Genomic DNA, 15,384 nt, shown 5'->3' on the forward strand with positions numbered 1-15,384 from the left:
CCGGCGGAACACGCCAGACGGGAGTCCCGGCCGACACGCACGGAGAAGAATCCGCGCGGAGTAAAGTCGTGGTCTGGCATTGGCATGGCGGGGACCGGGAAAGGGCGAGCGTGGAGGGCAGAAAGGCCGAAGAAATGATCGAGGAGCCGGCCACCCGAGCGTTCGCACGACCGCCGTCCACCCCGGCCGCGCCCCCCGGCCACCCCGCGGAGACCGAGACGCCCGGAACACCGGAACGCTCCCCGGACGACGGGAAGACCCCGGACCGCGCGGAGCCCTCGGGCGAGGAGAAGCCCTCGGACGGCGGGACCGCGTCCGACAAGCCCTCGGATAGCACGGCCGCGTCCGGGGAACCTCCGAACGCCACCGACGACGGAGCCGCCCCGGACCGCACGGGCTCGGATCGCACGGCCGCGTCCGGGGAGCCTCCGGACGGCGCCGCCGGTGGCGGAGCCGCCCCGGACCGCACGGACGACGAGAAGGACGAGCCTCCCCCCTGGCCCGTGTGGCGCGCCCTGCGGAACGAGGACCGTGCCGGTGACGAGACCGCCGGAGGGAAGGCCGCCGACGGGCCTTCTGACGGGGGCGGGTCCGCCGGCGAGGACGAGATCCCCGGCCGGGACGACCCCGGCGCGGAGGGCGCGACCGTCGTCGTGACCGGCGCCTCGCTCGCGGCGCTCCGCGCCGACACCCGCGACGGTGACGGCGACGAGATCGAGATCCTCATCGAGGACGAGGCCCCGGACGAGCACGCGGACGCCTCCCCCGGCGGCAAGGACGGCGGTCACAAGGCCGAGAAGGCTGAAGAGGCGGGCGGCGCCCCGCCCCGGACCTCCTCCGGCGACGCCCCACCCGAGGACGACGGCGACGCATCCGGCGAGAAGACCGGGGAGGACAAGGGAGACGAGGGGGACGAGGAACTCGTCGTCCTCGCTCCCCCCGTGGAGGACGACGACGCCACCGTGAGCTGGCGCATCCCGGCCGACCTCCTGAGCGGACAGGCCCGCGGGTCCTCCGTACCGTCCGCCGGATCGTCCACCTCGCCGGCCGCCGGTTCGGTGCGGACGGCCACGAGGACGGCGATGCGGACCGCGGACCCGTCCCTGTCGGTGGTCCTCACCGGCGACTCCATGGACTCCCGGGCCCGGCTGACCGCCACGGTCGCGGCGCTGCGCGCCCAGGACCCGGCGCCCGAGGAGATCATCCTGATCGTCGACCAGTGCCCGGAGCTGGTCTCCTGGGCCGAGGCCGAACTCACCGGCGTCACGGTGCTGCCGGGACGCGAGGCGGGCGGCTCGGCCGCGGCGCGCAACCTCGGGCTGGCGAGCGCGCACGGCGACGTGATCGCGTTCCTGGACGAGGGCTCCCTGCCCGAGCCGGGCTGGTCGGCGTCCCTGCTGGCCGCCTACGCCGACGACGACGTGGTCGCGGTGCGCGGCCGGGTGACGCCGCGCTGGAGCGCCGGCCGTCCCGACTGGTTCCCCACCGAGCTGTCCTGGGTCCTGGGGGTGCCGTGCACCGGCTCGCCCGACGAGACCGAGGAGATCGACGACCTGTACGGCGGCGCCCTGTCGTTCCGGCGCCGGACGCTGACCGAGGCGGGCGGCTTCCCCGAGACGCTGGACCGCCGGGCGGGCGACGCCGCCGCCGAGCCCGCCGGGGGGACCGCGACCGAGCTCCGCTCGCGCCTGCGGGAGCTCGCGCCCGAGGCGAAGCTGGTCCACGAGCCCTCGGCCGCGGTGCGGCTGAACGTCCCGCCGCGCCGGGCCCGCCTCTCCTACTTCCTGGCCCGGTGCTTCGCCGAGGGCCGGTCACAGGCGGGCGTGCCGCAGCGGGCCAGTGGGCGGGAGGGGGCGCTGGCCCACCTGGCGCCCGTCAGGGCCGGGCTGCCCAAGGCGATCTTCCGGGCCGTCACCTTCACCGGCCCGGCGGACGTCAAGGGCTGGAAGGCCCTGCTGGTGATGCTCCTCGGCCTGGTGACGGTCAACGCCGGTTACGTCGCCCGGCGGCTGCGCACCACGCGCACCGAGGGGACCGCCGGGCAGGTGAACACCCTGACCTGGTTCGTCTCCCGCACGTCGCTGCCGCTGGCCAGCATCCTGTGGGGGCTGTCGCTCCGCGGCGTCCACCTCGACGGGATGACCGACCTCGGGCTGATCACGGTCATGCCGGTCACGTTCTGGCTGGCGATCGCGGTCATGGTGATCGGGTTCGTCTGCCTGCTGGGCGACCGGGAGGCACTCGAGTTATGGCACGCGGGCTACGTGCTCGTGCTGATCGCCGTGCTCCACGCGACCCCCGCCCTGCTCTACCCGTCGCTGCGCTACTCCTGGGCGTGGAAGCACGTCTCGGTCATCGACTACCTGATCAGGCACGGCGCGACCGACCCGGACGTCACGCCGCTGTCGGCCTACCACCAGTGGCCCGGGTTCTTCTCCTTCTTCGCCCTCATGACGAGGGCCGCGGGGCTGGAGAACGCCCTCGGCATCGCCGTGTGGGGACCGGCCGTCTTCAACGTCGCGCTGCTCCTGCCGCTGCTGCTGCTGTGGCGTACGGTGACCCGCAACCGGCAGCTCGTGTGGGGCGCGGTGTGGGTGTACTTCTCCTGCTCCTGGGTCGGGCAGGACTACTTCTCCCCGCAGGCCACCACCCTCGTCCTCTACCTGATCGTGCTCTCGGTCGTGGTCAGGCGCTTCCGGCGCGGTCCGATCCGGGCGGGCGAGGATCCCGAGGCGCTGGGCGCCGAGCCGCCGCCCGTCTCCGACACCCGGACCCGCCTGGTCTGGTCCTGCCTGCTGGTCGTCGTCGCCCTGGGGATCGCCTCCTCCCACCAGCTCACCCCGCTGGTGCTGACGGCCGCGCTCTTCTCCCTCGTCCTGCTGCGCCGCCACCGCAACGTGGGCATCCTGGTGGTCACCGGGCTCGTCGTGGCGGGGTGGGACCTGCTGGCCGCCCGGCAGCTCCTGGAGGAGCGCTTCGGGGACATCGTGGAGTCGCTCGGCGACGCCGGCGGTAACCTCGACGACGGACTCATCGCCCTCGGCGACGCCTCCCCGGGCCAGGTGATCGTCGCCTACGCCGACCGCGCGCTGTCCGCCGGCCTGTGGCTGCTGGCGTTCGCCGGAGCCTACAAACGCCGCCACCTGCTCAGGCGGGCGTGGCTGCCGCTGGTCGCGATCGGGCTGAGCCCGCTGCTGTTCCTCGCCGGCGGAAGCTACGGCGGTGAGATCGTCTTCCGGGTCTACCTGTTCACGCTGCCGCTGACCGCGTTCCTGGCCGCGGCCCTCTTCCTGCCGGCCCGCCGGGAGTGGATCCGCCTGGCGGTGCTGCCGCTCGTCTTCCTGCTGATGGTCACCGGCTTCTTCTTCGGCAACTACGGCAAGGAGCAGACGAACTACTTCACCTCCGCCGAGGCCGCGCTCGTCCAGGCGGTCTACAAGGTCGCGCCGTACGGCTCGCAGATCGTGGCGCCCACGTTCGTCCTCCCGGGGGCCTACGACTACTACGAGCGCTACGACCACACCTGGCTGGACGAGCTTCCGCCGACGCGCACCGCCGTGAAGAACCTGCCCGACTACGTCCCCACCCTGCCGGAGATGATCAAGAATCCGATACCGTCCCTGACCAGCCTGATGTCGAGGCTCCCACCGGGAGGAAAGGCGTATCTGATCATCAACCGGGCGCAGAAGGCCGCCACCGAGACGGCGGGCATCTTCCCCAAGGGGACGGTGGACCGGATCGACAAGGGCGCCGCCGCGTCGGACCGTTTCAAGCTGCTCATGCGCACCTCCGGGGGCGTCGTCTACGAGCTGGTCCCGGAGAAGAGCAAATGACCCCCTCGAACCGGCCGAGCTGGCCCATGCCGCTGCTCGCCCTCACCGGATGGCTGGCCCTGCTGGTGACGCACGTGGCCGACCCCGGCTTCCTGCGGGTCACGGTGACGGTCGTCTTCATGATCACCTGCCCGGGGGCCGCCGTGCTGGCCCTGGCGCGCCCGCTGTTCGGACGCCGTGACCACGCCGGGGACGCCACGGAGAGCATGGCGCTCGCCCTGGCCCTCAGCGTGGCCATCGGGATGATCGTGAGCGAGGCGTTCTTCATGAGCGGCACGTTCACGACGGACCGGGCGATGATCGCGCTGGCCTCCATCACCACGGTCGCCGCGCTGGGCGCGCTGCTGACCGGGCGGCTGGCGCGGCGTTCCCGCCGCGACGCCCGCCGCCGCGCCGTGGCGGGCTCCACCGACCCCTCCTGACGTACGGGCGCGCCGGGCGGCGGCGCGCCCCGGAGCGGAGCGGCGCCGAGCGTGAACCCGGGGGCGGGCGTGTGGCGATACATCACCGACCACCCGTCCCACGGAAGGCCGGCCTCGATGCCATGGTGCCCGCGATGACCGCTCCGCCCACAGTCCGGAGCCTCGACTCCGACCTCGTCAGGGAGTCCCTGACACGTCCGGAGGCGTTCTCCGCGTTGTTCGACCGCTACGCGGCGATGCTCTACCGGTACGTCTCCCGCAGGCTCGGCCCGGAGATCGCCGAGGACCTCGTCGGCGAGACGTTCCTGGTGGCCTTCGCCCGCCGGAAGAGCTACGACCTGGCCTGCGAGGACGCCCGCCCCTGGCTGTTCGGCATCGTCACCAGACTGGTCTCCCGGCACCGCCGCACCGAGGCCGCCCGCTACCGGTCGCTGCTGCGTACCGCCCCCGAGGACGTCGTGGAGTCGCCCGCCGACCGGGTGGCCGCCGGGGTCACCGCCCAGGCGTCCCGGCCGGCACTCGCCCGCGCCCTGGCCGGGATCGCGGCCCGCGACCGCGACGTCCTGCTGCTGGTCGCCTGGAGCGACCTGTCGTACGAGGAGGTGGCCCGCGCCCTGGACATCCCGGTCGGCACCGTGCGGTCCCGCCTCAACCGGGCCCGGCGCAAGCTCCGCGCGGCGCTCGGCGACACCAACCCGCTGCGCGAGGAGGCGTGACCATGGACGACCTGACGACGCTCCGCGACCTCGGCCGCGACCTGGAGCACGAGCCGCCGGCGACGCTGGCGCACCAGCGGCGGCGCCTCCTCGACACCGCCTCCGGCCCGCGCTGGACGTTCCGGGCGGTCCGGCCGCTCTGGACGCTCCGGGTGACGCGCGGCTGGGCGGCGCTCGGCCTGGCCGCCGCGGTCACCGCGGCCGCCGCCGTCGCCGTCCCCGTGGTGTTCCGGACCTACGGCTTCCAGGCGGCCGTCGGGGACCCGTCCGTCACCGCTCCGCGGGGCGAGCGCCCGCCTGGGGCGGAGGGGACCCTCGACATCCTGTTCGTCGGAACCGACAGCGAGGCGCTCAACCCCCGCCACCGGGCGGGCACCGGCGCCCGCAGTGACACGATGCTGCTGATCCACCTGCCCGCCGGGCGGAAGAAGGCCACGGTCGTCTCCTTCCCCCGCGACTCGATCGTCCGGATCCCCTCCTGCGAGACCCCCGGCGGGAAGCCCGTACCGGCCCGGACCGACATGATCAACTCCGCCTACGACAAGGGCGGGCTGAACTGCGCGTGGAGGACGGTGGAGTCCCTGACCGGGATCCGCGTCGACCACGTGGTGGAGACGGACTTCTCCGGGTTCGCGAAGCTGGTGGACGCGCTGGGCGGAGTGGAGATGACGCTGCCGCGGGCGGTGGTCGACCCCAAGGCGAAGGTGCGGCTCCCCGCCGGCCGGCAGATACTGAACGGCAGGGCCGCGCTGGGCTACGCCCGGGTCCGCTACGCCCTGGGCGACGGCTCGGACCTCATGCGCGTCCAACGCCAGCAGCGGCTGATGGGCGCCCTGGTGAAGAAGGCGGAGAAGCTGACCGGCGATCCGGCGAAGCTGGCGGGCTTCCTCACCGAGGCGCGCAAATGGGTCAGGACCGACCCCGGGTTCGACGCGGAGACGATGCTCGCCGTCGCCGAGAGCCTGCGGACGGTCGGGCCCGGCGAGGTCGAGTTCGTGACCGTCCCCGTGCATCCCCACCCCGAGGACCGGAACCGGCTGCAGTGGGACGCCCGCGGCGCCGAGCGGCTGTTCGCCGGGCTTCGGAAGAAGTAGGGCCGGGCGCTCCCCGGCGGGCGGGCCGGGGAGCGCGTTCGGCGCGAGCACACGTCAGAGGACACATCCGAGACGGAGACACGACGGGGGCGAGGGCCGTCGCGGCGGGGGCGCCTCAGAGGCCCTCGTCCAGTGCCCGGTGCGCCCGGGCGACCAGCAGCGGCACCGCGGCGCCGATCTCGTCGAACCCCTCCCCGACCGTCTTGCCCTGGACGAAGCGGGCGTGGATGCCCTCCACGATGACCGCCAGCTTGTAGTTGCCGAACGCCACATAGAAGTCCAGGTCGCCCAGGTCGGCTCCGGACACCCGGGCGTAGTGCTCGGCGAACCCCCGGCTGTCGAGGAAGCCGGGGGTGAGGGTGATGTCACCGGCGACCGGCAGGGCCGAGCGCTCGTCGTCGCCCGGGTCCTGCCAGTAGGTCAGAGTCAGGCCGAGGTCCGCGATCGGGTCGCCCAGGGTGGACATCTCCCAGTCGACGACCGCCCGGATGTCCGGGGCCGCGCCGGGTGCGAGCCGTACCAGCGTGTTGTCCAGGCGGTAGTCGCCGTGCACGAGGGCGGCGCGGGAGGCGGCGGGCAGGCGGTCGCGCAGGCGGGCGGCGAGCCGGTCGTACTCGGGCAGCTCGCGGGTCTTCGAGCGCTCCCACTGCTGCCCCCAGCGTTCGAGCTGGCGGGCCATGTAGCCGTCGGGGCGGCCGAAGTCGGCCAGGCCGACGGCCTCGTAGTCGACGGCGTGGATGGCCGCCAGGATCTCGGCGAGCCGCTCCGACAGCGCCCTGGCGTCCTCCGGCGACAGCTCGGCGTCCTGCCGACCCCGGACGGCCTGCCCCTCGACGTGTCCCATCAGGTAGAACGGCGCGCCGATGACGTCCTCGTCGACGCAGAGCGCGACCGGCTCGGGCACCGGCACCGCCGTCCCGGACAGCGCCGAGATGACGCGCCACTCCCGGCGCATGTCGTGCGCGGTGGGCAGGACGTGGCCGAGCGGGGGACGGCGCAGGACCAGGGCGCGGCCCTCGGTGTCGGCCCGGGTGTCGATTCGGGTGTCGATCCGATACGTCAGGTTGGACTTCCCACCCGAGATGAGGGAGACCCCGGTGGGTTCCCCCACGTCGGGGACGTTGCTCGCCATCCAGGCGACCAGGCGGGACCAGTTGATGCCGGGCGTGCTCATGACCAAACATTAGAACGTCATTCGGCTTTTATCCGCCAGACGGGCCACGCCGGGCGTCCTTTCCGGTCCGCGCCCGTCTCCTCCTGTTTTCTCCCGTCCGCCCTCCCCCGCGCCTCTCCCGCTCTCCCCGCGTCTTCCTGGCTCTGCCTGCGCCTCCCCTTTCCGGCCCTCCCCGTCCCGCCAGGCCGCGACCAGCTCGGCGATCACCGCGGCGCCCCGCCTGACCTCGGTCAGCGAGGCGGAGCCGTACCCGAGCACCAGTCCGTGACCGCGCGGCCGGTCGCCGCGGCGCGGGTTCTCGGTCCAGTCGACCAGCACGCCCCGCTCGGCGGCGCGGGCGACGACGAGGGGGACGGCGGCGGGCGGGACCTCGATCATCACGTGCAGCCCCGCGGTGTCCCCGCTGACCAGCGGGCCCAGGGCGTCGACGACGACGGCGCGGCGGCGGGCGTACTCCAGCCGCATGCGCCGCAGGTGCCGGTCCAGGTCCCCCCTCTCCAGCAGTACGGCGACCGCCTGCTGGGCCGGGCCGCCGGTGCGGTCGGCCAGGTCGTTGCGGGTCCGGGCGACGGCGGCGAGCAGATCGGGGGCGGCCACCAGCCAGCCGACCCCCACGTCCGGGGCCAGGGACTTCGACAGCGTGCCGAGCAGGACGACGCGGCCGGGGTCCAGGCAGTGCAGCGCGGGCAACGGGGCGACGTCGTAGCGGAACTCGGCGTCGTAGTCGTCCTCCACGACGATCGCTCCGGTACGGCGGGCCCAGGCCAGCAGGCGCTCCCGCCGCGGGATCGGCAGGCGTCCGCCGAGCGGGTACTGGTGGGCGGGGGTGGTGTAGAGGACGCGCAGGTCGCCGGGGAGCCCCTCGACGACGACCCCCTCCCGGTCCACCGGGCAGGGCACGATCTCGGCGCCCCGGGCGGCGAAGACGTTGCCGGCGACGCGGTAGCCGGGGTCCTCGACGCCCGCCCGGTCGCCGGGGCGCAGCAGCGTGGCGGCGACGAGGTCGAGGCCGTTGCCGGTGCCCCGGGTGACCATGATGTTCTCCGGGCCCACGGCGACCGCCCGGGTCTTGCGCAGGTGTTCGGCCAGCGCCTCGCGCAGGCGGGGCAGCCCGTAGGGGTCGGGGTCGTCTCCCGGCGGCAGGTCGGCGGCGGCCCGCCAGGCCCGGCGCCAGGCGGCCCGGTCGTAGTCGTGGACCCACGGCCGGCCGGGCCGCAGGTCGATCACGGGCCCGGCGGGAGCGGCGCCGTTCCCGGCGGAGAAGGCGGGCGGAACGGCGCCGGACCGGGCGGCTCCGGCGGCCCCGGACGGCCGGGTGGAAACGGCAGGCCCGGCGGGGGCGGGCGGGACGGCGGGGGCGGCCGGCGGGGAGGGGGCGTGGACGACCACGTCGGCCACATAGGTGCCCGAGCCGTGGCGGCCGTCCAGCCAGCCCTCGGCGTACAGCTGCTGGTACGCCTCGGTGACCACGGTGCGGCTGACCGCGAGCTGGCGGGCGAGGGCGCGGGTGGAGGGCAGGCGCTCGCCGGACTTGAGGGTGCCGTCGCGCATGGCGGCGCGGAGCCGGTTCCCGAGCTGGACGGTGAGCGGAACGGGGGCGTCGCGGTCCACCGAGACGGGCAGGTCGACGGAGGTGCGCGGCAAAGTGGTCTCCCGGAAGCATGGAAAAGTGGCCATGTTTCTTATGTCCACTTCTTCCTAGATTAGGGTCATGCTTTCCACGACTCCGCGCACCCGGCCCGGCCGCATGAAGGAACGGGCCAGGACCGGCCGCGAGGACCTGTACGCGGTGCTGGACGCCGGGCTGATCTGCCACCTGGGCGTGGTGAGGTCCGACGGGACGCCGACGGTGCTCCCCACCTGCTACGGCCGCATCGGCGACACCCTCTACCTGCACGGCTCGACCGGCTCCCCCTCGTTGCGGGGGGAGGGCGAGGTGTGCGTGACGGTGACCCACCTGGACGGGGTCGTGCTGGCCCGCTCGGTGTTCAACCACTCGGTGAACTACCGCTCCGCCATGGTCTACGGCCGTCCCCGCGTCGTGACGGACCCCGAGGAGCGGCTGGCGGGGCTGCGTGCGATCACCGAGCGGCTCGCGCCCGGCCAGTGGGACGCCGTCCGCCTGCCGACGCGGAAGGAGCTCGCCGCCACCGCCGTGGTGGCCCTCTCCCTGGCGGAGGCGTCGGTGAAGGTACGGCAGGGCCCGCCGGGCGACGAGGAGGAGGACTACGCGCTGCCCGTCTGGGCCGGCGTGCTGCCGCTGCGCGCCTCCTGGGGCGAACCGGAGGCGGACCCCGCGCTGCCCGCGGGCGTGGACGTCCCCGGGCACATCGCCTCCCGCGCCGCACCCGGCCGGTAGGGCGCGTTTTTCCAGGCGTTCTGACGGTTTGTGGTTAATCCCCGGAAACCGATGTTCTGTCGCTAAGCTACGGTCCGTCTTTCATGGGTGGGGGCCCAGTCAACTGAGGAGACCGCATGTACGGCACGTCATCGGCATGGCGAGTCCCCGGCTACACGGAGATCCGCGAGCTGGGCGCCGGCGCGGCCGGCCGCGTGATGATGGCCCGGCACGACGCCGACGACGTCCTGGTGGCGATCAAATATCTGTCCGACAGGCTCAGGGGCGACGTCGGCTTCGTCGCGCGCTTCCGACACGAGGCCCGGGTGCTCTACACCCTCGACAGCCCCCACGCCGTCCGGCTCTACGACTACGTCGAGACCGGCGAGGGCGCCGCGATCGTCATGGAGCTGGTCAACGGCGTCCCGCTGCGGGCCGTACTCCGCTCGGAGGGGCCGACCGGCCCGGAGGCCGCGCTGGTGGTGCTCAAGGGAGCGCTCACCGGCCTGGCCGCCGCGCACAAGATCAACGTCGTGCACCGCGACTTCAAGCCCGAGAACGTCCTGATCGAGCCCGACGGCACGAGCCGGCTGGTCGACTTCGGCATCGCCGTCCGCTCCGGCGAGGGGGACGTCCCGGCGGGAACGCCGCCCTACATGGCGCCGGAGCAGTGGTCGGGGGGTCCGGCCTCCCCGGCCACCGACGTCTACGCCGCCACCGCGGTGTTCTTCGAGTGCCTGACGGGCGCCCGCCCGTTCCGCGGGACGAACATCGCCGCGCTGGCCCGGCAGCACCAGAGCATGGCCCCTCCGTCGGAGGAGGTGCCCTCGGCCCTGCGGGGCCTGGTGGAGCGGGGCCTGGCCAAGCACGCGGCGGACCGCCCGCCGACCGCCATCGCCTTCCTCACCGAGCTGGAGGCGGTGGCCGCCGACGCCTACGGCCCCGACTGGGAGGAGCGGGGCCGCCGCCGCCTGGCGGCGCTGGCCGGGATCATGGCGTCGCTCTTCCCCTTCCCGCGCAGGTCGGCGACCTCGGAGGCGCACACCTCGCTCGCCGAGACCGACCTGGGTGATCCGGTGCCGGGCGAGGCCGACCCGGACGGGCGGGAGGACCTGGACCTGGACGACCACGGCTGGCGGGCGGTGCTGTCCAGGCGGACCTCCAAGATCCTGGTCGGCGTCGGGTGCGTCGCGCTGGTCGGCGTCATCGGGATGGTACTGGTCAACTCCTCCGGCTCCAGCGAGATCCAGGCCCGCAGCTCGGCCGCCACCGCGAGCGCGACCCCCTCGGACCCGGTGGAGTCGATCACCCCCGGGGAGACCGACGAGCCGCAGGAGGAGACGCCGGAGGAGACGCCGGCGAAGGCCACCCCCAGCGCGTCGGCGACCGACGAGACCCCGGCGGCGACCTCCGCCGCCAGCCCGCCGCCGGTGTCGCCCACGCGCAGGCCCACCGCCCGGCCCACCAGGACCACCGCGGCCCCGTCGGCCACCCCGACGCGGACCCGCCGCCCGCACCGGCCCACCCCCACCCGGACGGCCTCACCGTCCACCACCGAGGAGGAGACCTCCGACGTCGGCCGCCCGGGTGAGCAGCCGGCGCGGACCTCGACGCCGCGGGCCACCTCCACGCCGCAGGCGACGCAGCCGCCGAGGACGCAGCCGCCGAAGACGCCGAAGCCCGACCCCAGCTCCAGCTCCAGCTCCAGCTCCAGCCCCAGCGGGGATGACGGCACGTCCAACCCCTCCCCGTCGGACACCCGCAGCGGAGACATCGGCTTCTCGCCCACCCCGCCCGCCACGACCGCGTCCGCCGCGTTCCTCGCCCTCGGGGCGCTGACCGGCGCCGTCCCGTTCGCGGCCGTCCCGTTGGCGGCCGGGCTGCGCCGCGGGCGTCCGAACGGCCGGACCCGGCGGTGAACCCGGGCCCGGAGGGCCCGGCCGGGTTCCGGCCGGGCCACCGAACGCGGGCCGGTGAGCTGGGCACCTGGTGGTCCGCGGTGACGGCCGACGGGCGTCCGGGCGGCGCCCTGCGCTTCTCCCCCGAGTCGGTCGCCGACCCGGCGGCGCGGCGGCGGCTGGCCGGGGTCGTGACCGCGGACCTGGGGTTCGCCCGGGGCGGCCGGAGCGGACTGCTTCCGGTCGCCGACCTGGTCGCGGCCGGGGACGACGTGTGGCTGCTCACCGCCGAGCCCGCCGCCCCCACGCTGGCCGACCTGCTGTCCGAGCCGCCCACCGCCCACGGTCCCGGCCCGGGCGGGGCCGCCGCGGTCCTGGTGGAGACCGCGCAGACGCTCCTCGCCCTGCACGCGGCGGGCCTGGCCCACGGCGCGCTGCATCCGGGCACGGTGGTGGTCGCCGCCGACGGGTCGGCGCTGCTCGCCGAGCGCGGGCTGGCCGGGGCGCTGCGCGGCCGCCCCGCCGCTCCGGAGCACGACGTCGCGGCGTGGGCCTCGCTCGCCACGGAGCTGGCCGCCCGCTGGGCGGCGCCGTACCCGGAGGCGGCCGGGCTCCTGGAGCGGGCCGCGGCGACCGCCTCCGCCCGGGGCCTCGCCCAGGCCCGCGACGTCCTGCTGGCCGGGCGCGACCTGCTGCCGGACGGCTTCGCCGGACGCGACCGGCTGGCGGAGGCCGCGCGCCGGCGGCCGGCGGAGGCCACGCTTCCCCCGGGGCCCGTCCCCGGGGCTCCCCTGCCGGACGAGGGGGGGATCGCCACGCTGCTGCCGGCCGCCGCGGGCGGCGGGCGCGCGGGCGGTGACGAGAGCACGGTCCTGGGGTCCGGGTCCGGGGCGCCGGCGGAGACCGAAGCCGCGCGGATCTGGCGGGGCGGCCGCGACGGGTCGTCCGGTGCGGCCTCCCGAGGGCGGCGGGCCTCCCGCGGCAGGGTCCGGCGCGGCCGTACGGCTCTCGCCTCGGTGATCATCGCGTTGATGGTGGTCGCGGGGGTGCTGGTCTGGCTGTTCCGCGAGCCGGCGGACCCGGGGACGCCGCTGGCGGTGACCGGGGTGCAGGTGACCGCGCCGAAGAAGCCGCAGGGCTGCGGCACGACCGTCAGGATCACCGGCGTGCTCTCCACCAACGGCTCCGCCGGAAGGATCCGCTACCAGTGGCGGCGCAGCGACCGCAGGACGCCGACCGAGCAGACCGAAGAGGTCGAGGCCGGGAGGACCTCGCACGAGGTGACCCTGCTGTGGACGGTCCGTGGCGACGGGGACTTCCGGGGGACCGCCACCCTGCGGGTCCTCTCTCCCCTGCCCAAGGGCGGAAAGCTGCAGGGCAGGGCCTCTTTCACCTACCGGTGCACGTCATGATCCGGATATACCGATAATGCAGGATAAATAGGTTCTTACTACTCTGACGGCCATGACCACGCAGACCCCCGCCGGCTGGTACCCGGATCCCTACGGCTCACCGCGGCTGCGGTGGTGGGACGGAAACCAGTGGACCGACGCCACCCACCCGGTGGAGTCCCCCGCCGGACCGGCGTCCCCGCCCCAGACCGGACCGCTCCCCGGGCAGACCGGACCGTTCCCCGGCCAGGCGGGTCCGGCCGGGCCGCACGACCAGCCGGGGGCGTCCCCGTGGCAGCCGCCGGGACAGGCCGGGCGGCAGGGACCGGCCGGTCCGCCGGGAGGACCTCCGTCTCCGGAGGCCCAGCACGGCCGGCCGGGTCCGGGAGGCGGGCCCGACCAGCACGGCCGACCGGGACAGCCCGGCCAGTACGGGCAGCACGGGCAGCCGCCGTGGGGCGGCCCGCCGAACGTCACGGCGCAGCTGCCCGCGGGCGCGTACGGCCCGCCGCCGCGCCGGAGCGCCCCCTGGCCCTGGATCCTCGGCGTCGGCGCGGTGGTCCTGGTCGCGGTGATCGTCGCCGCCGTGTTCCTCATCCCCAGGGGCGGCGAGCTCGCGGACGACCGCCCCTCGCCGCTTCCGACGACGACCGCGGAGCCGACCTCCCCGCCGACGCCCACGCCGTCGGACCCGGCGACACCGGAGTCACCGCCCTCGGACGGCCCCGAGCTGCCCCAGCCGGAGAACGGGCGCATCACCGACTCCACCTCCGGCCTGTCCTACGACTTCCCCGGCGAGCCCTGGAAGGTGCCGCCCGGCACCCGTACGGACGGCACGAGCTTCCTGAACGGCAGCAGGGTCGAGGCGACCTCCCAGAAGAACTTCGATGGCGAGGGCCACGACTGGGTCGGCAACCTCTTCACCGGCGAGCTGCCGGACAGGTTCGGCTACGACGGCGTCCCCGGCATGCGGGCGACCCTCTCGTCGCTGCTGCTGGGCGTCGAACCGGTCTTCTACAGCCCCCCGCACACCAAGAAGATCGTCGAGAACAAGGCGATCAAGGTGAGCGGCAGGGACGCCTGGCTCCTCGTCTTCGACATGGACTTCTCCCAGGAGGCCAAGGCCAACGGCTGGAAGTTCAAGAAGGAACGCGGCGCCATGGTGCTGGTGGACCGCGGCGCGGGCAGGCGCCCGGCGCTGATGTACATGTCCGTGCCCGACAACCTCGGTCTCGCGGTGGTCGACCGGGTTGTCGGCTCCCTCAAGCTCTCCTGAAGGTGGGACTACGCTGAAGGCTATGAGTGACCTGCTGGTCTGGATCGACTGTGAGATGACCGGGCTCGATCTCGGCCGAGACGCCCTTGTCGAGGTGGCCTGCGTGGTCACGGACAGCGAGCTGAACCAGCTCGACGAGGGCATGGACGTGGTGATCAAGCCTCCGCCGGAGGCGGTGGAGCAGATGTCGGACGTCGTCCGGGAGATGCACACCGCGTCCGGCCTGCTGGAGTCCCTGGCCGGCGGGGTGACCCTGGCCGAGGCCGAGGCCATGGTCCTGTCCTACATCAAGGGCCACGTCCCGGAGGCGAAGCGGGCGCCGCTGTGCGGCAACTCCATCGCCACCGACCGCTCCTTCATCGCGCGCGACATGCCGGGGGTGGACGCGTTCCTGCACTACCGGATGGTCGACGTGTCCTCGATCAAGGAGCTGGCCCGGCGGTGGTACCCGCGGGTGTACTTCGCCGCGCCGGAGAAGCAGGGCGGGCACCGGGCGCTGGCCGACATCACCGAGAGCATCCGCGAGCTGCGCTACTACCGCGCGGCGGTCTTCGTGGCCCAGCCCGGCCCCGACTCCGCCACCGCCCGCGAGCTGGCCGAGGGCGTCTCGGCGGAGCCGGTCTGACGGTGCTCGCGGAGCCGGTCTGACGGTGCTCGCGAAACCGGGTACGAAACGACTCCCGGGAACCGCTACACTTTTCCATGTGCTGCTGCGGCAGACATGGTGGGTGTAGCTCAGTTGGCAGAGCGCCAGGTTGTGGTCCTGGATGTCGAGGGTTCAAGTCCCTTCACTCACCCCACGGAGAACGGCCGGTCCTACGGGACCGGCCGTTCCGCTTTCCACCCGCGACTGGATCACCAAATCCAGATATAACCAGTTATGCTCACTTCTATCGCCTCGCCGTAAGATCGGGGGGTTCGGCGACCTGACCGTGTAGCCGCCACGGAGGCCGGATGAGACCCGACGACGCCCCCCACGCCGCCGACCCGCGAACCGCGACGGGCCTGAGCAGACGCGAGGCCGAGGTCATGGAGCTGATAGCCACGGGCCGCTCCAACGGGCAGATCGCCCAGCACCTCTTCCTCAGCGAGAAGACCGTGAAGAACCACGTGAACCGGATCTACGCCAAGCTCGGCGCCGACTGCCGGATGACCGCGATCGGCCTGTGGCGGCAGCGCTCCGGCAAGGGCGACGTCCCGGCCAGAGCCCCGGACAGGACGTCCAGGGCGGCCGGCTAGGCG

Annotated in this window: 12 protein-coding genes and 1 tRNA gene; 11 read left to right on the forward strand and 2 right to left on the reverse strand. The window is 74.2% G+C overall.

What is annotated here, in order from left to right:
- Positions 1 to 134 precede the first annotated feature (134 nt).
- The 4 genes from IEZ10_RS15645 (at position 135) to IEZ10_RS15660 (ending at position 6,065) form a co-directional block, all read left to right on the forward strand.
- Complete coding sequence (locus IEZ10_RS15645) at positions 135 to 3,833, forward strand: glycosyltransferase (RefSeq protein WP_189247234.1); 3,699 nt, start codon at positions 135 to 137, stop codon at positions 3,831 to 3,833.
- The gene (locus IEZ10_RS15650) at positions 3,830 to 4,255 is read left to right on the forward strand and encodes a hypothetical protein (protein ID WP_189247235.1); all 426 of its coding nucleotides are present in this window, start codon (positions 3,830 to 3,832) and stop codon (positions 4,253 to 4,255) included. The genes IEZ10_RS15645 and IEZ10_RS15650 overlap by 4 nt, the downstream gene beginning before the upstream one ends.
- 134 nt (positions 4,256 to 4,389) lie before the next feature.
- On the forward strand, positions 4,390 to 4,971 hold the full coding sequence (locus IEZ10_RS15655; RefSeq protein WP_189247236.1) for an RNA polymerase sigma factor: 582 nt from the start codon (positions 4,390 to 4,392) through the stop codon (positions 4,969 to 4,971).
- Between the two features lie 2 nt (positions 4,972 to 4,973).
- Entirely contained in the window at positions 4,974 to 6,065 is a 1,092-nt protein-coding gene (locus IEZ10_RS15660) for an LCP family protein (protein ID WP_189247237.1), read from the forward strand.
- Between the two features lie 115 nt (positions 6,066 to 6,180).
- Here the strand turns inward: IEZ10_RS15660 and IEZ10_RS15665 are convergent, their stop codons facing one another.
- Together IEZ10_RS15665 and pdxR are read right to left on the reverse strand one after the other, a co-directional pair.
- Entirely contained in the window at positions 6,181 to 7,239 is a 1,059-nt protein-coding gene (locus IEZ10_RS15665) for a phosphotransferase family protein (RefSeq protein WP_189247238.1), read from the reverse strand.
- A 9-nt stretch (positions 7,240 to 7,248) separates the two neighbouring features.
- Positions 7,249 to 8,916: a MocR-like pyridoxine biosynthesis transcription factor PdxR gene (pdxR, locus tag IEZ10_RS15670; protein ID WP_189247239.1), complete on the reverse strand. Its 1,668-nt coding sequence runs from the start codon at positions 8,914 to 8,916 to the stop codon at positions 7,249 to 7,251.
- A gap of 34 nt (positions 8,917 to 8,950) precedes the next feature.
- On the opposite strand from pdxR, the gene IEZ10_RS15675 reads away from it, so the two are divergent.
- The 7 genes from IEZ10_RS15675 to IEZ10_RS15705 all read left to right on the forward strand — a co-directional run bounded on the left by IEZ10_RS15675 (position 8,951) and on the right by IEZ10_RS15705 (position 15,381).
- Entirely contained in the window at positions 8,951 to 9,598 is a 648-nt protein-coding gene (locus tag IEZ10_RS15675) for a pyridoxamine 5'-phosphate oxidase family protein (protein WP_189247240.1), read from the forward strand.
- A 116-nt stretch (positions 9,599 to 9,714) separates the two neighbouring features.
- A complete protein-coding gene (locus IEZ10_RS15680; protein ID WP_189247241.1) occupies positions 9,715 to 11,496 on the forward strand; it encodes a serine/threonine-protein kinase in 1,782 nt (593 codons plus the stop codon).
- Positions 11,493 to 12,887, forward strand: coding sequence for a serine/threonine-protein kinase (locus IEZ10_RS15685; protein WP_189247242.1), 1,395 nt, complete (start codon positions 11,493 to 11,495; stop codon positions 12,885 to 12,887). The genes IEZ10_RS15680 and IEZ10_RS15685 overlap by 4 nt, the downstream gene beginning before the upstream one ends.
- Positions 12,888 to 12,939: 52 nt before the next feature.
- On the forward strand, positions 12,940 to 14,142 hold the full coding sequence (locus tag IEZ10_RS15690) for a DUF2510 domain-containing protein (protein WP_189247243.1): 1,203 nt from the start codon (positions 12,940 to 12,942) through the stop codon (positions 14,140 to 14,142).
- A 22-nt stretch (positions 14,143 to 14,164) separates the two neighbouring features.
- The gene (orn, locus tag IEZ10_RS15695; protein WP_189247244.1) at positions 14,165 to 14,767 is read left to right on the forward strand and encodes an oligoribonuclease; all 603 of its coding nucleotides are present in this window, start codon (positions 14,165 to 14,167) and stop codon (positions 14,765 to 14,767) included.
- Between the two features lie 99 nt (positions 14,768 to 14,866).
- Positions 14,867 to 14,942: transfer RNA gene (locus IEZ10_RS15700), tRNA-His, on the forward strand.
- Positions 14,943 to 15,096: 154 nt separating this feature from the next.
- Positions 15,097 to 15,381 (forward strand): helix-turn-helix domain-containing protein, encoded by a 285-nt coding sequence (locus tag IEZ10_RS15705; RefSeq protein WP_189247245.1) that lies wholly within the window; start codon positions 15,097 to 15,099, stop codon positions 15,379 to 15,381.
- Positions 15,382 to 15,384 lie beyond the last annotated feature (3 nt).

Origin of the sequence: Streptosporangium pseudovulgare (genome assembly GCF_014648055.1) — a bacterium.
In the GTDB taxonomy this organism is placed as follows: Bacteria; Actinomycetota; Actinomycetes; order Streptosporangiales; family Streptosporangiaceae; genus Streptosporangium; species Streptosporangium pseudovulgare.